The organism is Facklamia languida CCUG 37842 (assembly GCF_000245795.1).
GTDB classification, from domain to species: domain Bacteria; phylum Bacillota; class Bacilli; order Lactobacillales; family Aerococcaceae; genus Facklamia; species Facklamia languida.
Genome location: NZ_JH601133.1, coordinates 182,691 through 206,050, shown reverse-complemented (window position 1 = coordinate 206,050; position 23,360 = coordinate 182,691). Strand labels below are relative to the sequence as shown.

The window sequence follows — 23,360 nt, the reverse complement described above, 5'->3', positions numbered from 1 at the left end:
GGGTTGAGAATCACCGGGCCCTAGCTATGAGCGACCTTTGATAACTAGTCACTGTGATTCAAACTCTTACTTTTTTTGTCTTTTAACTCTTAAGTTGCCATCTTTTTTAATGGTTTTTGGAATAAATTTCTACAAAAAGATGAAAAAGAAGACCGTCCAAAACCCAGAAAATTATACAAAAAACATTGATTATGCCTGTTGTATCAGCTTTTATAAAGGCTTATTATTTGTGAATATTTTTAGAAAATTACTAGGATATCTTTTATATCGCTTTCAATCTTATTTTTTTGGGCGTAAGATAAGGCCATCACCTAAAAAGGAGAGATATTTTTATGAAAAAAGCAATGAAGAAATTAACATTAGTAACTTTATCAACTATTAGTCTATCAGCAGCACTTCCTAGCTCACCAATCTTTGCGCAAGAAGATATGACATCAACAATGGAAGCCGCGAATTTAGAGGACCAGCAAGAAGACCAAGAAGTAGAGGAAGCAAGTGACCTACAAAAGGCCCTTGAAGCAGCCCTGGAACAATTTAAAAAAGATTATCCAGATGTCAATATTTCGCGCTTAGTTGTTCAACCACAAGAAGAATCAGAAGAGGCAGATGACCTCGGTCAGTCAATGGAAGAAGAAACTGCTGTTGAAGGGGAAGAAGCAGTCGAAACGACCACTTATGAAGAGAATGAAGTGGATTCAATCGAAACGATATCAGGAGACCAAGACCCTTATAAGATTTCAATTGAGGGACTCGATGGTCAAGAGCAAGCAGTGGAGGTTGCCTATGATTCGATCACTGGTGAAGAGATCCAAGACCAGGATATAACGGACATGATGGGTGAGGCGGATGAAGCCGTTGAAGTAACGGACGAAGCAGCTGACTTAAGTCAGGAAGCAGAAGAAATGGTTGAAGGAGCCGAGGAGGCTGTAAGTAGTGAAGCAGAGGACATACTTGGTGAAGACAGCTCTACAGAGGATTTAAGCCAAGAACCCGCTTATCTAGATTTCGATGCTTATAAGACATTTGATGAGATTAAGGAAGCAGCGGAAAAAGAAGCCGGCTTTGGTCAAGCACTTGAGTTCACTTATTCAATTAATGAAGAAACCAACAAGGCGGAAGTTGAAGTAGTCGTCTATGAAGATCCTGAGAACCCATTAGAAGGACAGCAAGCTCAAATTACCTTCGATCCTGAAACACTTGAAATTCTTAAGGTGGAAGGAACCATGGAAGAAGGATCAGACTCACAAGAAATGACACCACCCGCAACCAGCCAACCAACGACTGAAGGTGAAGAGACAACAACGGAATCCAAAGAGGGCGAAGAAAAGGATAAGGAGTCCTCTGAAGAATCAAGTCAGGAATCAGAAGAGTCAAGTGAGGAGACATCTGAAGAGTCAACAGAGTCAACGGCTACTGAAGAATCTAAAGAGACAACGAAAGCAGACAATGAAGCTCCAGCAGAAGGTCAAGAGTAAGCCAGACTTTTATCTTAGCTGATTATACTAGAAGTGCTGCCTCAGTGCCCCTCTCAGTTTGAAACATAAATAGTCGATTGATGACCGAGTACTGGATCGCCCCCATCTGTCCTATATAAAGATGGTGGGAGACCGGTGCTCGGTTTTCCTATGGGTATAAGCTCCTAAAAAAAGAGGCTGTCGTTTGACCTTGATTATTTCGGGTCAAAAGACAGCCTTGGTTGATTAAAATGGGCTCATTGATGAGTCCGTTTGATCTACTTATTGATTTTCATAGCTAATTCAACGAGGGATTGGGCGAGCCAGGTATTCTTAACGAGGAGGGGACCATGGAAGTAGGTGCAGAAGACATTGCGGTAATGAGAACCTTCTGTTTGGTCTTGACCATTGTTACCATATCCTTGCAGGACTTTACCCAATGGTTGACAATCGGCTCCAAGGTGGGTGACACCGTTATGGTTCTCAAACCCGACTAATTTCCGGTCAAAGAATTCAGAATAGATCGTGACATCACCCGTAAAGCGTGAGTCAATCTGACGTTCCGTGTAATGGTCTAACAAGCCGAGGCCTGGCAGGCGTTCACCTAGAGCATTCACATAATAGTGGCCTAATAATTGATAGCCCCCGCAGATGGCTAAGACAACACCATCGTTTTCGATATAGGTTTGGAGGTCATCATGGATGGTATGAATTTGCTTAGCAATGACTTTCTGTTCATAGTCTTGACCACCACCGAAAAAGACTAAATCATAAGCATTTGGGTCGAAGGTATCCCCAATACTGACGACTTGGCAAGAGACATTCAAGCCGTATTGCTTGGCGATGTATTGCAGAATGAGGACATTCCCATTGTCTCCATATGTATTGAGGAGGTTACCATAGAGGTGGCAGATTCTTAAAGTCTTCATGTTAGTCCTCCTTATGCTTTAAATAATGATTCTTAGTCAGCGCTTCACGCAAGTTCAGCATGGCTGTATAAGTGGCTAGCACATGGATTCGCTGGCCTTTTGAATTTTGGATGGCTTGAAGGACCGCTTGCATGTCCTGGGCTTCTTGGATGAGATCGGGATCAAAGCCGGCAACGACAAGCCTTTTGGTCATATCTTCAGCCTTATCTCCACCGGAAATAATGGAGCGAATTGGAAAGCCTTTAGCCTTTTCTAAATCCACGTCCCAGATCCAAGAAATATCTGTCCCATCTGCATGCTGATTATTCATGAGGGTAACGAGTGTGTATGGCTGAGGATCCAAGGCGATGATATCCAGGATCTGGTTGAAACCGACGGGGTTCTTGACGAGATTCAATAGGGCTTTCTTACCTTCTACTAAGACTTCTTCTTGTCGTCCAAACACGCGTTGAGCTTTTTGGAAGCCTTGGTCAATAGTCAAAGGATCGAGGCCTAATTCTCTCAAGAGGGCATAGGCAGACAAAGCATTATAAATATTATACAGGCCAGCAATGGGTAGGTTAAAGGTCTGTCCCTCAATGGTAAAACGACTATGATCCAGCGCCAATTCATCAATACGATCAACTTGATAAGTGAGTTGAGGTCTTTCAAAATCGCAATGCTCACAATAATAGGCACCTAAATTACCATAAGTTAACAACTTGTATCTTAAGACATGATCACACTTCGGGCAAAGCAAACCATCGGTGTTGTAGTGAGGGTCTACTTGGCTAGCGGGTAAATGGTTAAAACCATAGTAAACTTCAGGGTTGGGTAATTCAAAGGAATTGAACATGGGCAAGTCACCGTTGGTTACAACAGTTGCTTGAGGGGCTTGCATTGCAGCGTCTGTCATATAGCGATAGACGGTATGGATTTCACCGAAACGATCCAATTGGTCGCGGAAGACATTGGTAAAGACGAAATAGTCTGGCTTAAGGTCCGCCACAACATTTTTTAAGGAGCCTTCATCGACCTCCAAGATCGCAATTCCTTTCTCATTGGCCTTGAGTCTAGGAGCCGACAAAAAGGTGGAAATAATGCCTTGCTCCATATTGGAGCCTGTCGGATTGGTAATCACATGGGGATAGACATTTTTTAGGGCTTCGACAATCAAGGAAGTGGTAAGAGTCTTCCCATTTGTTCCAGTAATGATCACCACTTGATAGTCTTTGGCAAGGGTTTGGAGAATATTTGGGTCGATTTGATGCGCTAGTTTGCCTGGTAAGGCTGATCCGCCTTGAGTGAAGCGGGTGAGGAACCATCGACTTCCTTTCCCAACCCATTTAGCTAATTGTGCCTGAATAGACATATAATCACCTCATATCTTGACTTAAAACATCTATAGTTTATCAAGCATCTGCAGTAATGAAAAGGACAAAATGCTGATAGTGGCATGATATCAGGCATTGATGAGCAAATGATGATTCATTATCCGACCCTTGATTCGCAAAAGGTTAGTTATTTTGTTAGAGGGGACTATGATCAGCGCCACTGACAACCCTTAATCAAAGGCCACAAAAATTTATTATGACGCCTGATGAGGAATCGTTATGAGTAAAGACCCGTTTCATTTTGCTTTTTATGGACGGGGCCTATTTAGTTGAGCATGGTGGCTGCCTTTTAAAGAATATCATTCATCATGATAAAATGGTGATGGACCGTGGTAACATTTCATTTTGTGTAACATATGTTTGACAACTCTAGACCTAGTAAATGGTAAAGCAATATGAGCGGTTGACGGGGGGGATATTTTAACCTATTATAATTGAGTTAGGGAGTAATAGAGAGGAGAGCTTATATGGCGCAGTTTTATTTTAAATATGGTGCAATGAATTCTGGTAAGTCAATTGAGATTATTAAAGTCGCCCATAATTATGAGGAGCAAAATAAGCCGGTTAAGATATATACCTCTGCTCTTGATGACCGTGAAGGGGTGGGGCAGGTCTCTTCTAGAGTCGGGTTTGCACGGCCTGCGATTCCCGTAGAAGAAGAGGATAATCTGTTTGAGATGATTGAAGAAGCTGCCCAGGAAGAACAACTTTTTTGTATCTTAGTAGATGAAGCCCAGTTCCTTAAGAAACATCACATTATTGAATTAGCACGTGTTGTTGATGAGTTGAATATTCCAGTTATGGCTTTTGGGTTAAAGAACGATTTCACCAATGAATTATTTGAAGGTTCGAAGTATCTCTTAATTTATGCGGATAAGATTGAAGAGATTAAGACGATCTGTTGGTTCTGCCATAAGAAGGCAACGATGAATTTGCGCTTTTCTGAAGGAAAACCGGTCTATCAAGGAGATCAAATTCAAATTGGTGGGAATGAATCTTATTTACCTGTTTGCCGTCGCTGTTATCAAAATCCAGGTAAAATCGAAAACAAGACAATGAGTTAGAGGAGACAGGTATGTTTGAGCAATTAAACCAGTTAATTTTTCGTTTTGAAGAAGTGATTGAATTGATGAGTGACCCAGCTGTGATTGCAGATTCAAGTAAATTGAGAGCCTTATCGATTGAAGAAGCGGACTTAAGGCCAAAGGTTACAAAAATTAAGCGCTACCAGCAGGTGACGGAGGAGCTAGAAGAGACAGAAGATCTCTTAGGGGAGTCGCTCGACCCTGAGATGATGGAATTGGCTAAGTTGGAATTAGCAAACCTGAAGAAAGAAAAGGAAGCCTTGGAAGAAGAGATTAAGGTGATGATGTTACCTGAGGACCCCAATGATGGCAAGAATATTATCATGGAAATTCGAGGGGCAGCAGGTGGCGATGAAGCCCAACTTTTTGCTGGTGATCTTCTAAATATGTATACGCGCTACGCTGAAAACCAGGGATGGAAGGTTGAGGTCATGTCAGCCAATATTACTGGCATTGGCGGATATAAGGAAGTGACCCTGATGATTACGGGACAGAAGGTTTATTCAAAATTAAAATTTGAAAATGGGGCCCACCGTGTACAACGGGTTCCAGAGACAGAGTCGCAAGGGCGTGTCCACACCTCTACGGCAACCGTTGTCGTGATGCCTGAACAGGAAGAACTTGATTTTGACTTGGATGAAAACGACATCCGGATCGACATCTATCATGCCTCCGGTGCCGGTGGTCAGCACGTCAACAAGACAGCCTCTGCAGTCAGATTAACCCACTTGCCAACTGGGATTGTAGTTGCCATGCAGGATGAACGTTCGCAGTTGAAAAACCGAGAAAAGGCCATGAAGGTTCTACGGACGCGTGTCTATGATAGCTTACAATCCAAACAGCAAGAAGCCTTTGATTCCGAACGGAAGTTGGCTGTTGGTACAGGGGATCGTTCAGAACGAATCCGAACCTATAATTATCCTCAAAATCGTGTAACTGACCATCGAATCGGCTTGACCATTCAACAGCTTGATTCTATTATGCAAGGCAATATTGATGAGATTGTAGATGCCCTCGTCTTATTTGATCAAACACAAAAATTGGAGGAACTCAATGGTCAAGGCATCTCCTAGTCAAACGTTAAATGAAGCCCTGCATCAGGCTTCATTTTTTTTGCAGCAAGCAGGTTTTGAAGGGGAGATGGCGCGTGTTTATTGGCAAATGCTTTTTGATTGGGATTTAACCCGAACCTTACGGGAGCTACACCAGATTCAGCCTGCTGAGCGGTTATCGCGATTTGAAGACGCGATCAAACGGATCTTGAAGGATGAACCGATTCAATATATTGCTGGCTTTGCCTATTTTATGGAGAATCGATTTCAGGTATCGCCGGCTTGCTTGATTCCGCGGGAAGAGACACAAGGCGTGGTTGAGCGAGGGATTGCCTATTTAAGAAATCGATCGCAGGCGACGATCTTGGACTTGGGAACAGGTAGTGGGATTATCGCAATTGAAGTTAAGAAGGCACTGCCTCATGTTCAGGTGTGGGCCAGTGATATTAGTCAAGAAGCGCTAGATCTAGCAAAGGAGAATGCCCATGCCCACCAGGTTGAGATTAATTTCATCCGCTCGGATATCTTTGATCAATTCCCAGCTGGATTGAATTTTGATCTGATCCTTTCTAATCCGCCCTATATTTCCTATGATGACCAGAGTCAAATGGATGCGAGTGTTAAGAAATATGAACCCAAAGAGGCCCTCTATGCTGATCAAGGAGGTCTGGCTATTTACCAACGTATTCTGGATCAGGCCAGCCGGTTTTTGTATCCGGGTGGTCAGATCATCTTCGAGATTGGTTATCAACAAGCGGATGCGCTTGACCATATGGTTCGCCAGCATGACCAATTTCACTTGAAGGCCATTGGTCAAGATGGGTGGGGCAAGGATCGTTATGTTCAAATCGCTTTTAAAAAGGAGTTATAAGATGAAAACAGAAATTTATACCCTTGAAACGATTCAAGAAGCTGCCCAAGCTATTCGAGCGGGTGAATTAATCGCTTTTCCCACCGAGACCGTCTATGGTTTAGGAGCTCGATCGGATGAATCTGAAAGTGTGGAGAAAGTTTACCGAGCCAAAGGACGTCCCAGTGATAATCCTCTGATCGTACATGTCAGTAACCAAGATCAAGTGGCTGATTTAGTTCAAACAATCAATCCTTTGAGCCAAGCCCTGATGGATCTTTATTGGCCCGGACCTTTAACCATTATTTTTCCAGTTAAACCAGGTGCAGTAGCTTCGTCTGTCACCGGTGGGAAATCGACCGTGGCGCTTCGGATGCCTGATCATCCTTTGGCGCTCGCCTTAATTGAGGCGGTAGGGATCCCGCTGGTTGGGCCCAGTGCCAACCTTTCAGGTAAGCCGAGTCCAACCCAGTTAGACCATGTTTTACATGATTTTTCGGGAAAAATCGCTGGGATACTCGCTGCGGATGAAGAATTAACCAAAATTGGGGTGGAATCCACAGTGGTTTTTCCTCATGATGGACACGTTGATATTCTAAGACCTGGTTATATTACACCTGAGATGATCCATGCTTATCTTGAATGCCCAGTTGAAATTATCTCGGAAGCGCACCAATTGACGAATGACGAGGTGGCCTCACCGGGGGTTAAGTACCGACATTATAGTCCTCAACAACCTGTCATCATGGTTCAAGCTCCTAAAAACCTTGATCAGTGGCGGGCCATTCTTGACCAGATGGAGGGGAAGGTGGGACTCCTGGCTTGGCAAGAAACGATTGATTCATTAAAGAATCACGAACGTGTTGTAGCCACTTATTCCTTAGGTCAGGCAGATGATCTCACTTCTGCTACCCGGCACATTTATGCAGGCTTGAGATATTTAGAAGGGAGTGCATGTCAAATAATTCTCGTTCAAGGATTAGAAAACGATAAGAATTCAACCGCTTTCATGAATAGGCTTTCGAAAGCGTCTTCATTTGTGCTATAATGAGTATAGACAGTCACACGTCTATATTATCTTTTGGAGGTTTATTTTATGTCAACTAGTAACGAACAGATTTTTGACCTGATTGAGAAGGAATTGCACCGGCAAACCTATGGTATTGAATTAATTGCATCTGAGAACTATATTTCAGATGAAGTTCGCAAGGCGCAAGGTTCTATTCTTTCGAATAAATACGCTGAAGGTTATCCTGGTAAACGCTATTACGGTGGTTGTGAATTTGTTGATGAGATTGAACAATTGGCGATTGATCGGGCGAATGAACTCTTTGGTTCTGTCTATGCAAACGTACAACCTCACTCTGGTTCTTCTGCTAACTTAGCGGTGTACCGTGCTTTCTTGGAACCTGGAGATAAGGTGTTGGGGATGGACCTTTCACAAGGGGGCCACTTAACCCATGGATCACCTGCTAACTTCTCTGGTCAATCCTACACCATGCTAGCTTATGGTCTTGATGAGAATGAAATTCTAGACTATGAACAACTTGAAAAGATTGCACGTGAAGAAAAACCAAAGATGATTATCGCTGGTGCTTCCGCTTACTCAAAAATTATTGATTTTGAACGAATCTCTAAGGTGGCTAAAGAAGTGGGCGCGATCTTTATGGTCGATATGGCCCATATCGCTGGACTTGTTGCAGCGGGTCTACATCCAAACCCTGTTCCTTATGCTGACGTTGTGACGACAACGACTCACAAGACTTTACGTGGACCACGTGGTGGTATGATTATTACTGGTAAAGATGAATACGCGAAGAAATTGAACAGTGCCATCTTCCCAGGTATCCAAGGGGGCCCACTTGAGCATGTGATTGCTGGTAAAGCTGTAGCCTTTGGTGAAGCTTTAAGACCTGAATTTAAGGAATATGCGCAACAAATTATCAAGAATGCTCAAGCAATGGCAGAAGTCTTCAACGAAAGTGAAATCCGCGTCATCTCAGGTGGTACTGATAACCACGTGATGCTACTCGATTTAACAGCCCTTGATGTTTCAGGTAAATGGGCCCAAGAACGCTTGGAAGAAGTGGCGATCACGGTTAATAAGAACTCCATTCCAAATGATCAACGGTCATTCGTTCAAACATCTGGAATTCGGGTTGGAACGCCTGCTATTACAACTCGGGGTGTCAAAGAAGAAGAAGCGCGTGAAATTGCTCGCATCCTAGTTAAGGCTTTGAAGGCGGATGAGTCTGAATTGCCAGAATTACGTAAACAAGCTGAAGCGATTGTTGCAGAAAAACCACTTAATGCTTATTATTAGAATAAGAAATCATTAGGAGGAATTTAAATGGCAAAATTCACAGTCGTCGACCACCCTTTAATTCAGCATAAGCTGACAATCATTCGCGACAAAAATACATCTACTAAGGTTTTTCGTGAAGTAACGAATGAAATTGCGATGTTAATGGCGTATGAAATTACACGCGATCTTCCTTTGGAAGAAATTGAAATTGAAACGCCCTTAACCAAGTCAACCCAGAAACAAATTTCAGGTAAGAAAATGGCGATTGTGCCAATCTTACGTGCGGGCTTAGGGATGGTGGATGGCATTACCAGCCTCGTGCCAAGTGCACGTGTGGGACATATAGGGCTCTATCGTGAACATGATACCCTTAATATTGTTGAATACTTTGCTAAATTACCTCTGGATATTTCGGAAAGACAGGTTTTCGTTGTGGATCCAATGCTTGCGACAGGCGGGTCCGCTATCTCAGCCATTACCCAATTAACCCAAAAATATCAAGTGGATATTTCCCATATTACTTTTGTCTGCCTGGTGGCCGCACCAGAAGGGGTTAAGGCATTACAGACTGCCTTCCCTGAACTGGATATCTTTACAGCAGCTCTAGACGAGAAGTTAGATGAGAATGGTTATATCTTGCCGGGTCTAGGTGATGCGGGTGACCGAATTTTCGGAACAAAATAATGAGTAAATCGTAAGAGATTCTACACCGTCCTCTATTAAATAATGGAGGACGTGTGTTTTTTTAGGAGGGCTTATGACCTTTAATAAATTTTATCAACAACCAATCGATCGAAGACGTCATCTGGTGGAAGCCTATCAGAGTCATCCGCTGGGTTACACACCCATGAGTGATGAGATTGGAGACCGGATGGTCGAGAACTACCTTTATCCTTATTCCTTACCCTTGGGGGTTGCTCAGCATTTCAAGATTAATGATCGAGACTACCTGATTCCCATGGCCATCGAAGAGCCTTCTGTCATAGCTGCAGCTTCAAATGGGGCCAAACGGTTGGGTAATATTCAGGCTGAAGCTGGGGCGAAGGTCTTGACCGGTCAGATGATTCTGATTCCACAAACAGACCGCTTGCCTCAGGATTGGTTGGCTGATCGGCAGGAAGCTTGGTTGGATATCGCGCGTCAAGCGAGTCCATCAATGGTCAGAAGAGGTGGGGGACCCTTGGCCTTGAGAGGCCAACGACTTCAAAAGGAAGCTACTTCTTACGATTGTTATTATTTGGACTATGACCCAGTGGATGCGATGGGGGCTAACCAGCTCAATCAGGTCTTAGAATGGATTGGTCCCATTATTGCCCAAGAAACACAAGGTGACCTCTTGATGGCGATTTTATCCAACTATAGTCCGGATTCGCTTATAACGGCGAGGGCTCAACTTCCTGTGTCTTCCTTGAACAGGAATCACCAGGAGGCCTTCAGAATGGCTCACCGTATTGTCCAGGCGAGTGACTATGCGCAATTGGATCCTTACCGAGCAGTTACTCATAATAAGGGGATCATGAATGGGGTGGACGCCCTTATGATTGCGACGGGAAATGATTGGCGAGCAATCGAAGCTGGTGTGCACGCTTATGCTTGTCATGAAGGCGATTATCAGCCTCTCAGTCATTGGTCTCTTTCAGCTGATGACCAGTATTTATTGGGTGAGATTGCCCTCCCTTTACAGGTTGCCACGGTTGGGGGCACACTTGCTGTTCATCCTAATGCACAATGGGCGCTTAACCTCTTGGGCCAACCAGATGCCAGAACGCTAGGGGAGATTGCAGCGAGTCTCGGCCTCGCTCAAAATTTTGCTGCGCTTAGGGCCTTGGTGGGCCAAGGAATTCAACAAGGGCACATGGCCTTGCATGCTAGGAGTCTTGCGTTACAAGTGGGTGCTCAGCCAGATGAGATCGACAGGTTAGTTGAAGACTTGCAAGGTCAGACTTTGATCAACCGACAAGTTGCCAAAGAATTACTAGACAAAATCCGCCACTCATTAGATAATGAAAAGGATTAGTTATATGAAGGAGAATACTATGGAACATAAAGTCGGAATTGATCGGATGCATCTATATATTCCACCGCAATATATCGAGATGGAGGAATTGGCTCTGGCTCGAGGAATCGATCCAGCCAAATATACAGTTGGAATTGGTCAGTCGCAGATGGCGGTGACTGATGCGACTCAAGATATTGTCATGATGGCGATCAATGCGGCCCGCCCTCTTCTGAAGGAGGAGGACTTAAATCAAATTGATCAGGTAATTGTGGCGACGGAGTCCGCTTTTGATTATTCAAAGGCAGCAGCTATTTATGTTCATGAGGCGCTAGGAATCCATCCCTATGCGCGTTCTTATGAAATTAAAGAAGCTTGCTATGGGGGAACTGCTGCGGTGCTTGCGGCCTGTGATTATGTTCGCCTTCGCCCAGATCGGAAAGTCTTAGTCATCACGAGTGATATTGCTCGATACGGTCTTGCAACAGGTGGCGAACCAACGCAAGGTGCGGGGGCGGTGGCTATGCTCATCAGCTCAAACCCCCAGATCATTGCTTTTGATACGAAGACGACCCCCTATACGAATAATCAGTTTGATTTCTGGCGACCTGATTATTCACCCTATCCAATGGTCGAAGGAAAGTTCTCAACTCAGCTTTATTTGGACTCCTTTGCTCAAGTTGTCAAGCAAGCAGCTGAAAAGGACCCGCAATTATGGGAATCAACGCAAGCCATTGCCTTGCATTTACCATTTACTAAGATGGGACTTAAAGCAATTAGAGCGCTACGCGAGGACCTAACTGAACAAGTCGAGGCAGTTAAGGCGATAGACCGCTGGGAGTCTCATTACCAGGCTTTAACAGCACTCAGTCGACGTATTGGAAATATCTATACAGGATCTCTCTACCTAGGCCTCTTATCTCTACTATGCAATGATCCAACGATCAAGGCTGGCGACCAGATTGGACTATTTTCTTATGGGTCCGGTGCGGTGGCAGAGTGGTTGTCAGGTAAACTGCAAGTGGGATACCAAGCGGGTATTCTTCAAAAGGAAGTGGCAGATCAACTCACTAGCCGCCGGAAGTTGAAGATTGAAGAATATGAAACTTTATATAGGAAGACTCTCAATGAATCGGATTCGATCCAAGAATATGAACCGAGTGTGGGGCAAGGAGACTTTTATCTAGCACGGATTGACCACCACCGTCGGTACTATGAACAAAACCATCAAGCTGAATAAGTAGTTCAGGGCCATGCCTGATAGTATAAGGCCCTTGTAAAAAGCGAGTACAGCCTGTCAAATACAATGTGTGACAAATCCGTCTTTCAAGTGGATTTGTCACCTTTTTCTTTTTTTAGAGTGTATTCGAAAAAAATTTATGCTATCATGTAGGTGAACTAGAAAGGTAGGGTTTCATGTCAGCAATTATTAATGGTATGGCAGTACTTTTAATTCGGATCTTGTTTGTCGTGATTGCTTATTTTGCCTTGTCAAAGGTCAAATGGAAGCAAATCCTCTACCCCAACTATCATGCAATGGATCGCTATCTTTGTTTGTTGGTGAGCCTTGCATTAGGCTATTTGACTAGTTCGTTCTTTATTACAATCATTGAAAGTCTGCAACAAATTTTGTTGTCGATTTTCTCTAATCATGTTTAACACCCATCGTCAACTCCAAAACGATGGATGCAAAAGGGGATTAATTGAATAATGGAAGAAATAATTGTACAAGGTGGTAACCGTTTGGAGGGTACAGTTCGGGTCGAAGGTGCGAAGAATGCGGTTTTACCCATTCTAGCAGCTTCTATTTTGGCGTGCGAAGGAGTTGTTCGCTTATCCAATGTTCCGATCCTTTCAGATGTCTTTACCTTGAATGAATTACTTAAAGCGATTAATGTTAAGACTCAATTTAATGAAAGAAAAAACCAAATGACCTTAGATGCGAGTGGTAAGGTTGCTACTATGGCAGACTATGACTTTGTCAGTAAGATGCGTGCTTCAATTGTGGTTATGGGCCCTATGCTAGCACGGTATGGCCATGCTCGAGTAGCGATGCCAGGTGGCTGTGCGATTGGTACAAGACCGATTGATCTGCATCTGAAGGGCTTTGAAGCCTTAGGGGCAAAAATTACAACGACTGCCGGCTACGTTGAAGCCTATGTGGATCGCTTGAAAGGGGCGTCGATTTATTTAGACTTCCCGAGCGTGGGTGCAACGGAGAACATTATGATGGCAGCTGTAATGGCTGAAGGTGAAACCGTCATTGAAAATGTGGCCCGTGAACCGGAGATTGTGGACCTAGCTCACTTCTTGAATAAAATGGGAGCGAAGATTTCTGGCGCTGGAACTGAAACCATTCGCATTCAAGGAGTTGATCGCTTAGTTGCTTGCGACTATGAAGTCATGCCAGACCGGATTGAAGCAGGCACCTTTATGGTGGCAGCAGCTGTCACTCAAGGAAATGTTGTCATAGAAGGCGCTCTGGCTCATCACAATAAGCCGCTCATTAGCAAGTTGAAAGAAATGGGTGTTGCCTTCCAAGAGGAAGCAAATGGTTTGCGTGTGATTGGACCTGAAGTCTTAAAGGCAACCGATGTCAAGACCTTACCTTATCCAGGATTTCCAACGGATATGCAAGCTCAGATGTCTATTGCTCAATTAGTTGCAGATGGGGATTCCGCTTTAACTGAGACTGTCTTTGAAAATCGCTTTATGCATTTTGAAGAGTTGAGAAGAATGTCAGGAAACTTTACCATCGAGCGTCAAACGGTGATCATGTATGGACCCAGTGAACTGAGTGGGGCTCAAGTCAAGGCGAGCGACTTAAGAGCCGCTGCTGCTTTAATTATTGCAGGCTTGGTTGCCAAGGGCTTAACCCGTGTGTCAGAGTTGAAATACTTAGATCGCGGTTATTACCGTTTCCACGAAAAATTACATGCCCTAGGAGCAAATATAGAAAGAGTCAATATCCAACCTGTCAAAGAAGCCGTTTATGATCAAGTTGAAATGGCTTTTGCATAAAAGCAATAGAAAGCATCGATAATTATGGCAAGAGACATTGGAATTGATCTTGGAACAGCAAATAGTTTAATTCATCTAAAGGGACGTGGCATCATCCTGAACGAACCGTCTGTGCTTGCCTATGACAGAAAAAGTCAAGAAGTCATTGCAATTGGGAATGAAGCCTATCCGATGCTTGGCCGAACGCCTGCATCGATTGAAGTCGTCCAACCCTTAAAGGGTGGTGTAATTAACGATTATGAGTTGACAGAAGCTTTCTTGTTGCTGTGTTTTAAGAAGCTAAGACTGCAAAGAGGATTTCGCTCAACGAACGTCTTGATTTCTGCCCCGAGTAGTATTACCGATATTGAGCGCCTATCACTCTATGAAGCTGTTCAAAAGGTTTCCTCAGGCAAAGTTTATATCGAACCTGAACCATTAGTGGCTGCTGTTGGAGCGGGGCTAGAGGTCCTAGATTCGACAGGGAATATGATTGTGGATATAGGGGGCGGCACTACGGATATCGCCATTATCTCGGCGGGTGAAATTCTCTACAGTGAATCGCTCAAGATTGCCGGGGATGATTTTGATGAAGCGATTATCAACTACCTTAAGGAACATGAACAGATCCTTGTTGGGCTTCATTCAGCTGAAGCCTTGAAGAAGCAGTTGGCTTCAGCCCTTGAACAAGAAGAACCCTTCATAAAGAACATTGAAATTAAGGGACGAGACCTGGTTACCGGTCTGCCGAAGGCTGTGAATGTCGATTCGAATGATTTATTTCAAGCTTTGCAGGACCTACTCCTGCAAATTGCACGCGCTACACGTCGGGTGTTGGAGCAAGCTCCCCCTGAAATTATGGCAGATATCCATGATCAAGGGATTATCGTTACTGGAGGTGGCGCCTTGATTCAAGATATTGACTTGTTCCTGAGTGACCAACTAAAAGTGACGGTTGTGACTTCTGACCATCCCTTGACTGCTGTTGCTTTAGGGACAGGAACGATGTTGGAATGGATTACAGCGGGTCGTTTAGACCGCAGTAATAAGAAGCAAAAGATACGCAGACAACGGTGGCGCCGGTTTTGGCGACGCATCATTGGCTAAATGAGGTGAGTAATGTGGAAGAGTCCAAGTATTTAAAGTATCCCCTGGGCAAGGTAATTCTTAAATCAATCCTGAAATTTATTGTTTTCCTATTGGTTGTAGGGTTGGTCTTTGCTCTCGGGCTAATCATTGGGTATGCGGTGATTGGTAAGGGACATGTCTGGGCGGTATTTAACCAGGATACCTGGCGGCATATTATGAACTTTTTGAATTAGGCGATAAGCAACTTGCAATGTTTAGCTAGGAAGGAGAAACTGATGGGGAATCATCCTTTTTCATTAGGGGAGTTCTTGAATTATGTGGTTCCCCTCATTATTATTTGGATAGTCAATCGTTACTATCGGTCCTATTTAAAGTTTTTTAAACAGTGGCCCTTAACGCTAGCTATTCTCTTAATCCCGATGTGGCTCGTCTTAATTTATAATTTTGGCTGGCTGACTTTCGGTTTTAATGTTCTCCCCTTTATTATTCTATTGACAGCCTTCATGTTAGGCTTACAGCTCTTTTATATGGTGCGAGAGATTGATCGTTTTTATTTTCAATCCTACTATTTACCAGCTAGCGAACTCATTTTTTCTATTTTAACTGCCCACCTTGTGGGACTGATCTTACTGAGATGGTGGACTTTTATTCGATAATGGGAAGATCCACCACTTGACTTTCCCATTATAAAGCTTGATCGATCAACGATTTTGAAACCATGCAAACCGCATGGTTTATTTTTTTGCTAAAAAAGGGGAATAAAGTGGTGAATTGTGGTGGATTGTGGTAGAATGAATTTAGCTTAGGGGAGGAGTGTGATAAATCGTGTTAATTGGAGAATTTCAACATAATATTGATGCCAAGGGCCGATTGATCATGCCTGCTAAATTCCGTCCTGACCTAGGAGAACAGTTTATAGTGACTCGCGGTCTTGATGGATGCCTAAGTGGTTATCCCATGAAGTCATGGGAGAAAATACAAGACAAATTAATGCAGCTACCTCTAGCTAAGAAGGATGCTCGTAAATTTACCCGCTTTTTCTACTCAGCTGCCACTGAAGTCGAAATTGATAAACAAGGGCGGATTAATTTACCAAAGAACTTAATCGAGTTCGCTAAGATTGATAAGGAATGTCGTGTGATTGGCGTATCAGACCGTATCGAGATTTGGAGTAGCGAACGTTGGGAAGAGTTCACCTTGGATGCTGAGGAGAATTTTGAAGATATAGCAGAAGAAATGACAGATTTTGGTTTCTAGGGGAGGAAGACAGGTGTCCTTTGAACATGAAACGGTTTTGCTGAAGGAAACAATTGATGGCCTCGATATAAACCCTCAGGGGATCTATGTCGACTGTACCTTAGGAGGGGCAGGGCATACTGCCTATTTACTTGACCAATTAAGTGACCGGGGCCGTGTAGTAGCGATTGACCAGGATGCTTTTGCCATTGATCAAGCCAAAGTTTCATTAGCGGATGCTTACCAGGCAGGAAGCGTATCCTTTGTACAGGATAATTTTCGCCATCTTGCTAAAATCCTCGATCAAGAGGGGATTCCTTATGTCGATGGCATTTATTATGACCTAGGCGTTTCGTCGCCTCAACTCGACCAGGCTGAACGTGGTTTCTCCTACCATAAGGAAGGACGTTTAGATATGCGAATGGATCGTAGACAAGATTTAGATGCCTACGAAGTCGTTAATTCATGGTCTTATGAAGATTTAGTCCGAATTCTTTATCGTTATGGCGAAGAGAAGTTTGCCAAGCGGATTGCACGCAAGATTGAAGAGGAGCGGGCGAAGGAAGCGATCGTGACAACGACCCAATTAGCTGAAATTGTTAAGTCTGCGATTCCTGCGGCAACACGCAGAACAGGGGGGCATCCAGCCAAACGGAGTTTTCAAGCGATCCGAATGGCTGTGAATGATGAGCTAACGGCTATTGAGGAGTCAGTCGAAGCAGGACTGTCTCGTCTGAAAGTCGGAGGGAGGATGGCAGTCATTACCTTCCACTCCTTAGAAGATCGTTTGATCAAACAGATTTTCAGACAATATTCGACACCCGCTGAAACGCCTCCTAATCTGCCTGTTATGGGAAACAACCAGGCGGATTACCAGCTCGTCAATCGGAAGCCGATTGTGGCGAGTGAAAGTGAACTTGAAGAAAATAACCGCGCTCGGTCAGCAAAACTGAGAATTATTGAGCGCAATCGTATTTCTTGATAGGAGAAAGGGGACATTATGCAAACAAGTAATAATCGAAATTCTTCCCCTGGTGATTCTGCGAACCATTGGACAAGTTCGGGACACTTGGATTGGTATGAAGGCAATGCAGCCCGTCAGATCGCTCAACCTGAATGGATTGAAGAGACACAGCCAGCCCATTCTTCTAATCAAAGACAAGTCTCTGGTTATTTCCTACAGAAAGGGATCAACCTTTTACTGGTGGGTGTGTTTTTGCTGAGCCTTTTTGCTAATCTTTTCCTGCAGTGGCAAACGATTCAAATGAACCAACGAATGAGTGAATATTCAGCGAATCAAATCCAATTGGATGAAGAGATGAATATCATGCTGAATGAAATTGCTCAAAGCTTCGACTATGACCGAATCAAATTGGTTGCTCAAGAACAAGGTATGGAACAAGTCAGGGAACGGGTAAAGGAAATCAGTCAATGAATCCAGAACATCAAGAAAAAATTAATCAAACACAAAAAAATTTATTTTATCTATCCATTGGTGTCATTCTCATTGCGCTTATTTTTATGGCAAGGTTTGCACAATTAAGTCTTTTTAAAACCGTTAACCAGGTTGACTTAGCCACTTATCATCAAGCAAGACCTGAAAGAAGTAGTATCATTGAAGCAAAGCGGGGCAGCCTTTTTGATCGACAGGGTCAGCCGATTGCAATGGATACTACTTCTTATTCTTTATTTGCTGTTTTAGGGGGCGAATGGTCAGAAGGGAATGTCGTTCAAGACAAGGACCAGACTGCACGCGTTTTGGCCAAATACCTTGAAATGGACCAGGGAGCGATCTATTCTCTGCTTAATCAGACAGGTGTTGACCAAGTTGAATTTGGTCCTGCTGGACAGAACTTGTCGCCACGGACCAAAGAAGCCATCGAGGCTGAACACCTAGCTGGGATTCATTTCAATTCAAAAACCAGTCGGACTTATATTAATGATTATTTTGCTTCCCACTTGATTGGTTATGTTAAAGACCTGCCAAGAGATTTACTGAACCAGCCGCATTTTATCGGCGAGATGGGCATTGAAGCGGCCTTTGACCCCCTATTGAGTGGTCAATCGGATGGGGAGGAGCCAGCGATCGGTCAGGATCTTTATTTGACTTTGGACACTCGTTTACAAAACAGTTTAGAGGATAGTTTAGACCAGGTTTACGTCCGGTATCAGCCCAAAAGTACAGCTGCCTATTTAGTGGAAGCCAAGACTGGCAGATTGCTAGCAGCTGGTCAGCGGCCGACTTTTAATCTCAATAGCCGGCAAGGAATTGAAGATCTATGGCAAAACTTATTAGTTGAAACCGCCTATGAACCGGGGTCTACTATCAAAGTTCTGACCATGGCAGCTGCCTATGACCATCATGTCTTTTATCCAGGTGAAACTTTTATGTCTGGAAAAGTAGAAGTTTACGATCAAACAGTACGTGAATACAACCGTTTTGGTTGGGGGGAAATCTCATTTGAGGAAGGTTTTGCGCGGTCCTCAAACGTTGGAATGGTTGAACTGGTCAATCGAATGGGCAATCAAACGTGGGCCCAACAGTTAGAGCAGCTTGGATTTGGTCAAACTACCGCAAGTCTCTTACCCAATGAGTCAGCTGGGACAATGGATTTTTCTAATCCTGTTTCGCGGACAATGTCAGGATTTGGTCAAGCAATTTCTGCAACTCCCCTCCAATTGATGCAAGCTTTTACCAGTGTGGCAAATGATGGCATGATGAAGAAGATTCAATACATTGACCATGTGGGTCAAGAAGAGAATGATCGCTATCAGGTACAGGACCTTGGTCAGATGTTTACACCGGAAGCCTGTCGGGCTGTCCGTCAGTTGATGGTGGATTCTGTTAACAAGCCCTATGGAACGGCTACTCCATTTAAATCGGACGAGACACAAGTAGCAGCTAAGACAGGAACTGCAGAGATTGCCAACCCAGATGGTCCTGGTTACTTGCAGGGGGAGAAGAATTTTCTCTATTCTGTGGTCAGCTATTTTCCAGCTGAAGACCCAGAATATTTGCTTTATATCTTTGTTAAGCAACCCCAGCAATTGAATGGTAAAATAGGGACACAAATAGTGGCGGAAGTTTTTCATCCGATTGTCAAATCCGTCATGATAAACCAATAAAGGAGGAAGATCATGAAGGCGCAAGCATTGATTGAAGTGCTGATTAATTATCAGCTTAAGGGCTCAACAGACCTCAGCTGTGAGATCCAAAATTTAACAAATGACAGCCGCCAAGCAGGTCCAGGTGACGCATTTATCGCCATCGTGGGTCAGCGTTTTGATGGGCATTCGGCGGTTGATCAACTGATTCAAGACCGTGTGCAGATGATTGTGGCTCAGGAGGTCAGTGACTACCAAGTTCAACAAGCGATTCAAAAGAACGTGATCTTAGTAGTAGTGCCCGATACCAATCGTGCCCAAGCAATTATGGCTAACCGTTTTTTCCATGAAGCCTCCTCCACCCTCAAATTAGTAGCTGTTACCGGGACCAATGGTAAAACAACGACAAGCAATATGATCAGTCAATTGTTAGAAGCTTTTGACCACACGACGGGTCTGATCGGAACCATTCATTATAAGATTGGGCAAACTTTTTACCCGGCGATTAACACTACTCCCGACTCCCTGACCTTGCACCGTTACTTTGCTGAAATGGTTGAAGCGGGCTGCCAGGATGCCGTTTTAGAGGCTTCTTCTCATGCTTTGGCTTTAGGGCGTTTATGGCAAACGGAGGTTGATTGTGCAATCTTCACCAACCTAACCCGCGAACATTTAGATTTTCATCAAACCATGGACCATTATGCTTATGCTAAAAGTTTGCTTTTTGCCCAGTTAGGAGAGCATTTTAAAGGGGGACAACCAAAGCTGGCGATTGTCAACCTTGATGATGACTACCATTCCGTCATGCTAGCAGCTAGCGGTGCTGCAAGTGCGACCTACTCATTAGAGAATCCAAGGGCTACTGCTTTTGCAGATGAGATTGAAATGAGTCCAAGTGGCTTACGTTTTACCTTGCATTTTGATAATCAGGCCTTTAAGGTCTTCTTACCGATGATTGGGCGCTATAATGTCTATAACTATTTGGCAGCTTTCCTTTGCCTCACCCTTTCTTATGGCTATGCCCCGCAAGCGGTTATAGAAAAGACCGGACAGATGACCGGTGTCCCAGGAAGAATGCAGGTGATTGAAACAGACCAGCCGTTTTCAATTGTTGTGGATTTCGCCCACACGACCGATGCCTTAGAAAATGTTCTTAGTGAATTGAGTCAAAATAAAGAAGGAAAATTAAAGGTTCTCTTCGGCCATTCAGGTGGGAATCGTGACAGTGCTGCTCGTCCTGACTTAGGAAATACGCTCTTCAAGTGGGCGGATGAGGTTGTTCTTACAGCGGATAATCCTCGTTTCGAACCAGTGGATAAGATTAACCAAGAGCTATTGGGTGATCATCATGATCACGTTCATGTTATGATCGAGGACCGGATCGAAGCGATTCAATACATGATTCAATCCGGTCAACCAGGTGATATTTTGTTGTTTGCCGGTAAGGGTGGCGAAAGCTATCAAGTTATAGGGGATGACTATGTGCCTTATGACGAGATTTCAGTGATCAAAGATACTTTAGTCAAGAAATTTGGAGGGGAATAAATGGATCTAGTACTTAGCTTGGTAGCTTCTGCTATCTTGACCTTCTTATTGGTCCCATTGTTTATTGGCGTTTTTCAGCGTCGCAAGATTGGTCAAACAACTCGAGAAGAAGGGCCGACCTGGCACCAAGTCAAAACAGGAACACCCACCATGGGGGGGACCGTTTTTATTTCAGTTGCTATTTTAATATTAGTGGGAATGTCTTTCCTACAACCTGCCATTAAAGGCGAACTTTGGACGATCGCCTTAACTTTCTTGCTCTTTGGCGGAATTGGCTTTATCGATGATTTTATTGCGGTCTTTCATCGTAAGAATGAAGGGTTAACGGCTAAACAAAAATTTGTCCTGCAACTTCTCTTCTCTGGACTTGTCATAGGGCTTGCTTATTGGCAAGGACAGGAGCTCGTGATTCCTTTCTTTAAATGGCAATGGACGAATGTTTGGGTATTGATTGCCTATGCTTTTATTTGGATTACTGGTTTTTCGAATGCAGTGAATTTAACCGATGGCTTAGATGGTTTAGCGACAGGCTTGAATATTATTGCTTACTCAAGCTACTTCTACCTAGCGATCCAAGCGGAACAGATGGGGATAGCCTTAGCCTGTTTAACGACTGTCGGCGCCTTATTAGGATTTCTCTACTACAATCGTAAGCCGGCTCAAATCTTTATGGGCGATGTCGGCTCCTTGGCTCTAGGAGCGGGTTTGGCTGTAATCTCCTTACTCCTAAACCATCCTTGGTCCCTCTTGATTATCGGGTTAGTATTTGTTATTGAGACGCTTTCTGTGATCTTACAAGTTTTTTCCTTTAAATTGACGGGTAAGCGGATTTTCCGGATGAGTCCCATTCACCATCACTTTGAATTAGGTGGATGGTCGGAGGAAAAAGTCGTCGCGGTCTTCTGGTTAGTCGGCCTACTTGCGAGTGTGATTTACTTCGTTTTATAATAGACTTAGAGAAAACCTTTAGAAATGGATGAATCGAATGAATTATAAAGGACAAACAGTCTTAGTGATGGGCTATGGCATCAGTGGAAAAAGTGTTGTCAATTATCTGTTAGCCAAAGAAGCAAATGTTATTTTAAATGACCGAGGGGTAGTCACAGCTGACCCGTCGGTTTCTTTGCTTATCAAACAAGGTGTGAAAGTAATTGAAGGCGGGCATCCGATGAGTGCTCTTACGGGAGTGGATTTGATTGTCAAAAGTCCCATCATCCCTTATACATTAGACCTATTGAGAGAAGCACAAGAACGGCAAACTCCCATTCTAACCGATGTTGAACTAGCCTATCTTGAATGTAAGGCACCGATTATTGGGATTACGGGCTCGAATGGTAAGACGACCACCACCCAGTTGATCCAGCTGCTATTAGACCAATCGAGTGAGGGGTCGGCTTATATTGCAGGCAATATTGGGGTTCCTGCCTTGGAAGTCTGCCAAAAGGCGTTGGCCGAGGACCGGGTCGTAATGGAGCTGTCCAGCTTTCAATTGATGGGAATCCAGAAATTTAGACCGAAAATCGCAGTTTTCACTAATTTTTATTCAGCTCATTTGGATTATCATGGCAATCGCCAGGCCTATATTGCAGCGAAGATGAATCTGGCGCGTAACCTCACGCCTCAAGACTATTTAATTTATAATGCAGACCAAGAAGAAATGGTGGACTTATTCAAAGGGGTTGATGCTAAGAAGGTGCCATTTTCCCGTCTTCAACCACAAACTTCTGGTGCCTACTTACAAGGAAATGCCCTCTATTTTGCTGGCGAGAAGGTGATGGACCGGGCTGCAATTCGCCTTCCAGGTAACCATAATCTCGAAAATGTTCTGGCTGCGATCGCAGTTGCTAAAATCGAGGGAATCGATAATAATAAGATTGAAGCCATTGTAAGTGGCTACCAGGGCATGCCTCATCGCATTCAGTGGGTGGGGGAATGGCAAGGAGTGACTTACTACAACGATTCCAAGGCGACGAACACCACTGCCAGCTTAACAGCCCTAAATAGCTTTAAACAAGAGATCCTTTATATCGGTGGTGGTTTGGATCGGGGAAACGATTTTAGCGATTTAATCCAAGGAGTCAATTCAGTGAAGGCTGCTTTTTTATATGGACAATCGGCTCACAAGATGGCAAAAGACTTCAAGAATGCAAAGATTGATAAGGTACAAGTCTTCGACCATTTGGAGGACGCGACACTCGCTGCGATCAAATCAGCCAAAGACGGGCAAGTCGTCCTCTTCTCGCCGGCCTGCGCTTCTTGGGACCAATTCAAAAATTATGAAGAACGAGGCGAAGCCTTTATGCAGGTTGTCAACCACTATTATGATCAAAAAGGAGACTAG

At 43.9% G+C, this 23,360-nt stretch carries 23 protein-coding genes; 21 read left to right on the top strand and 2 right to left on the bottom strand.

The features are described 5' to 3' along the window. Nucleotides 1-332: 332 nt before the first annotated feature. Complete coding sequence (locus tag HMPREF9708_RS00885) at nt 333-1,475, top strand: hypothetical protein (RefSeq protein WP_006308060.1); 1,143 nt, start codon at nt 333-335, stop codon at nt 1,473-1,475. 257 nt (nt 1,476-1,732) lie between these two features. On the opposite strand, the gene HMPREF9708_RS00880 is transcribed toward HMPREF9708_RS00885, so the two are convergent. Together HMPREF9708_RS00880 and HMPREF9708_RS00875 are read right to left on the bottom strand one after the other, a co-directional pair. Continuing rightward, nucleotides 1,733-2,383, bottom strand: coding sequence for a type 1 glutamine amidotransferase (locus HMPREF9708_RS00880; protein ID WP_006308059.1), 651 nt, complete (start codon nt 2,381-2,383; stop codon nt 1,733-1,735). Between the two features lies 1 nt (nt 2,384). Next, entirely contained in the window at nt 2,385-3,734 is a 1,350-nt protein-coding gene (locus tag HMPREF9708_RS00875) for a Mur ligase family protein (protein WP_006308058.1), read from the bottom strand. 489 nt (nt 3,735-4,223) lie between these two features. Between HMPREF9708_RS00875 and HMPREF9708_RS00870 the strand changes: the two genes are divergently transcribed. The 20 genes from HMPREF9708_RS00870 (at nt 4,224) to murD (ending at nt 23,360) form a co-directional block, all read left to right on the top strand. After that, nucleotides 4,224-4,820: a thymidine kinase gene (locus HMPREF9708_RS00870; protein ID WP_006308057.1), complete on the top strand. Its 597-nt coding sequence runs from the start codon at nt 4,224-4,226 to the stop codon at nt 4,818-4,820. Between the two features lie 11 nt (nt 4,821-4,831). After that, the gene (gene prfA, locus HMPREF9708_RS00865) at nt 4,832-5,914 is read left to right on the top strand and encodes a peptide chain release factor 1 (protein WP_006308056.1); all 1,083 of its coding nucleotides are present in this window, start codon (nt 4,832-4,834) and stop codon (nt 5,912-5,914) included. Further along, nucleotides 5,895-6,764, top strand: coding sequence for a peptide chain release factor N(5)-glutamine methyltransferase (prmC, locus tag HMPREF9708_RS00860; protein WP_006308055.1), 870 nt, complete (start codon nt 5,895-5,897; stop codon nt 6,762-6,764). The genes prfA and prmC overlap by 20 nt, the downstream gene beginning before the upstream one ends. Before the next feature lies 1 nt (nt 6,765). Next, nucleotides 6,766-7,791 carry an L-threonylcarbamoyladenylate synthase gene (locus tag HMPREF9708_RS00855; protein WP_006308054.1) on the top strand — a complete coding sequence of 342 codons (1,026 nt, stop codon included), beginning with the start codon at nt 6,766-6,768 and terminating at the stop codon, nt 7,789-7,791. A 48-nt stretch (nt 7,792-7,839) separates the two neighbouring features. Beyond that, nucleotides 7,840-9,066: a serine hydroxymethyltransferase gene (glyA, locus tag HMPREF9708_RS00850; protein ID WP_006308053.1), complete on the top strand. Its 1,227-nt coding sequence runs from the start codon at nt 7,840-7,842 to the stop codon at nt 9,064-9,066. A gap of 27 nt (nt 9,067-9,093) precedes the next feature. Beyond that, nucleotides 9,094-9,732: a uracil phosphoribosyltransferase gene (upp, locus tag HMPREF9708_RS00845; protein ID WP_006308052.1), complete on the top strand. Its 639-nt coding sequence runs from the start codon at nt 9,094-9,096 to the stop codon at nt 9,730-9,732. A gap of 73 nt (nt 9,733-9,805) precedes the next feature. Beyond that, nucleotides 9,806-11,065: a hydroxymethylglutaryl-CoA reductase, degradative gene (locus HMPREF9708_RS00840; RefSeq protein WP_006308051.1), complete on the top strand. Its 1,260-nt coding sequence runs from the start codon at nt 9,806-9,808 to the stop codon at nt 11,063-11,065. 19 nt (nt 11,066-11,084) lie between these two features. Beyond that, entirely contained in the window at nt 11,085-12,284 is a 1,200-nt protein-coding gene (locus HMPREF9708_RS00835) for a hydroxymethylglutaryl-CoA synthase (RefSeq protein ID WP_006308050.1), read from the top strand. Between the two features lie 176 nt (nt 12,285-12,460). Continuing rightward, nucleotides 12,461-12,703 (top strand): DUF1146 family protein, encoded by a 243-nt coding sequence (locus tag HMPREF9708_RS00830; RefSeq protein WP_006308049.1) that lies wholly within the window; start codon nt 12,461-12,463, stop codon nt 12,701-12,703. Between the two features lie 51 nt (nt 12,704-12,754). Then, entirely contained in the window at nt 12,755-14,065 is a 1,311-nt protein-coding gene (gene murA, locus HMPREF9708_RS00825; RefSeq protein WP_006308048.1) for a UDP-N-acetylglucosamine 1-carboxyvinyltransferase, read from the top strand. Nucleotides 14,066-14,089: 24 nt separating this feature from the next. Further along, nucleotides 14,090-15,151, top strand: a complete 1,062-nt coding sequence (gene mreB, locus HMPREF9708_RS00820) for a rod shape-determining protein (RefSeq protein ID WP_006308047.1) — start codon at nt 14,090-14,092, stop codon at nt 15,149-15,151. Nucleotides 15,152-15,165: 14 nt separating this feature from the next. After that, nucleotides 15,166-15,366: a DNA-directed RNA polymerase subunit beta gene (locus tag HMPREF9708_RS00815; protein WP_040447694.1), complete on the top strand. Its 201-nt coding sequence runs from the start codon at nt 15,166-15,168 to the stop codon at nt 15,364-15,366. A 42-nt stretch (nt 15,367-15,408) separates the two neighbouring features. Further along, nucleotides 15,409-15,789, top strand: coding sequence for a hypothetical protein (locus tag HMPREF9708_RS00810; RefSeq protein WP_006308032.1), 381 nt, complete (start codon nt 15,409-15,411; stop codon nt 15,787-15,789). A 169-nt stretch (nt 15,790-15,958) separates the two neighbouring features. After that, nucleotides 15,959-16,390 carry a division/cell wall cluster transcriptional repressor MraZ gene (mraZ, locus tag HMPREF9708_RS00805; RefSeq protein WP_006308031.1) on the top strand — a complete coding sequence of 144 codons (432 nt, stop codon included), beginning with the start codon at nt 15,959-15,961 and terminating at the stop codon, nt 16,388-16,390. A gap of 13 nt (nt 16,391-16,403) precedes the next feature. Beyond that, nucleotides 16,404-17,351, top strand: a complete 948-nt coding sequence (rsmH, locus tag HMPREF9708_RS00800) for a 16S rRNA (cytosine(1402)-N(4))-methyltransferase RsmH (RefSeq protein ID WP_006308030.1) — start codon at nt 16,404-16,406, stop codon at nt 17,349-17,351. Between the two features lie 18 nt (nt 17,352-17,369). Beyond that, nucleotides 17,370-17,804, top strand: a complete 435-nt coding sequence (locus HMPREF9708_RS00795) for a hypothetical protein (RefSeq protein ID WP_006308029.1) — start codon at nt 17,370-17,372, stop codon at nt 17,802-17,804. Then, entirely contained in the window at nt 17,801-19,495 is a 1,695-nt protein-coding gene (locus HMPREF9708_RS00790; protein WP_006308028.1) for a peptidoglycan D,D-transpeptidase FtsI family protein, read from the top strand. The genes HMPREF9708_RS00795 and HMPREF9708_RS00790 overlap by 4 nt, the downstream gene beginning before the upstream one ends. Before the next feature lie 12 nt (nt 19,496-19,507). Then, on the top strand, nt 19,508-21,019 hold the full coding sequence (locus HMPREF9708_RS00785; RefSeq protein ID WP_006308027.1) for a UDP-N-acetylmuramoyl-L-alanyl-D-glutamate--2,6-diaminopimelate ligase: 1,512 nt from the start codon (nt 19,508-19,510) through the stop codon (nt 21,017-21,019). After that, a complete protein-coding gene (gene mraY, locus HMPREF9708_RS00780) occupies nt 21,020-21,967 on the top strand; it encodes a phospho-N-acetylmuramoyl-pentapeptide-transferase (RefSeq protein ID WP_006308026.1) in 948 nt (315 codons plus the stop codon). Nucleotides 21,968-22,004: 37 nt separating this feature from the next. Further along, nucleotides 22,005-23,360, top strand: a complete 1,356-nt coding sequence (gene murD, locus HMPREF9708_RS00775; RefSeq protein ID WP_006308025.1) for a UDP-N-acetylmuramoyl-L-alanine--D-glutamate ligase — start codon at nt 22,005-22,007, stop codon at nt 23,358-23,360.

What these genes read in the sequence shown, in the direction of transcription:
- HMPREF9708_RS00785 (WP_006308027.1), top strand. Translation starts at nt 19,508, where the DNA reads ATGAAGGCGCAAGCATTGATTGAAGTGCTGATTAATTATCAGCTTAAG.
- HMPREF9708_RS00830 (WP_006308049.1), top strand. Translation starts at nt 12,461, where the DNA reads ATGTCAGCAATTATTAATGGTATGGCAGTACTTTTAATTCGGATCTTG.
- HMPREF9708_RS00790 (WP_006308028.1), top strand. Translation starts at nt 17,801, where the DNA reads ATGAATCCAGAACATCAAGAAAAAATTAATCAAACACAAAAAAATTTA.
- prfA (WP_006308056.1), top strand. Translation starts at nt 4,832, where the DNA reads ATGTTTGAGCAATTAAACCAGTTAATTTTTCGTTTTGAAGAAGTGATT.
- HMPREF9708_RS00855 (WP_006308054.1), top strand. Translation starts at nt 6,766, where the DNA reads ATGAAAACAGAAATTTATACCCTTGAAACGATTCAAGAAGCTGCCCAA.
- prmC (WP_006308055.1), top strand. Translation starts at nt 5,895, where the DNA reads ATGGTCAAGGCATCTCCTAGTCAAACGTTAAATGAAGCCCTGCATCAG.
- murA (WP_006308048.1), top strand. Translation starts at nt 12,755, where the DNA reads ATGGAAGAAATAATTGTACAAGGTGGTAACCGTTTGGAGGGTACAGTT.
- HMPREF9708_RS00795 (WP_006308029.1), top strand. Translation starts at nt 17,370, where the DNA reads ATGCAAACAAGTAATAATCGAAATTCTTCCCCTGGTGATTCTGCGAAC.
- HMPREF9708_RS00840 (WP_006308051.1), top strand. Translation starts at nt 9,806, where the DNA reads ATGACCTTTAATAAATTTTATCAACAACCAATCGATCGAAGACGTCAT.
- glyA (WP_006308053.1), top strand. Translation starts at nt 7,840, where the DNA reads ATGTCAACTAGTAACGAACAGATTTTTGACCTGATTGAGAAGGAATTG.
- murD (WP_006308025.1), top strand. Translation starts at nt 22,005, where the DNA reads ATGAATTATAAAGGACAAACAGTCTTAGTGATGGGCTATGGCATCAGT.
- HMPREF9708_RS00885 (WP_006308060.1), top strand. Translation starts at nt 333, where the DNA reads ATGAAAAAAGCAATGAAGAAATTAACATTAGTAACTTTATCAACTATT.
- mreB (WP_006308047.1), top strand. Translation starts at nt 14,090, where the DNA reads ATGGCAAGAGACATTGGAATTGATCTTGGAACAGCAAATAGTTTAATT.
- upp (WP_006308052.1), top strand. Translation starts at nt 9,094, where the DNA reads ATGGCAAAATTCACAGTCGTCGACCACCCTTTAATTCAGCATAAGCTG.
- HMPREF9708_RS00835 (WP_006308050.1), top strand. Translation starts at nt 11,085, where the DNA reads ATGGAACATAAAGTCGGAATTGATCGGATGCATCTATATATTCCACCG.
- HMPREF9708_RS00810 (WP_006308032.1), top strand. Translation starts at nt 15,409, where the DNA reads ATGGGGAATCATCCTTTTTCATTAGGGGAGTTCTTGAATTATGTGGTT.
- HMPREF9708_RS00880 (WP_006308059.1), bottom strand. Translation starts at nt 2,383, where the DNA reads ATGAAGACTTTAAGAATCTGCCACCTCTATGGTAACCTCCTCAATACA.
- HMPREF9708_RS00875 (WP_006308058.1), bottom strand. Translation starts at nt 3,734, where the DNA reads ATGTCTATTCAGGCACAATTAGCTAAATGGGTTGGGAAAGGAAGTCGA.
- HMPREF9708_RS00870 (WP_006308057.1), top strand. Translation starts at nt 4,224, where the DNA reads ATGGCGCAGTTTTATTTTAAATATGGTGCAATGAATTCTGGTAAGTCA.
- mraY (WP_006308026.1), top strand. Translation starts at nt 21,020, where the DNA reads ATGGATCTAGTACTTAGCTTGGTAGCTTCTGCTATCTTGACCTTCTTA.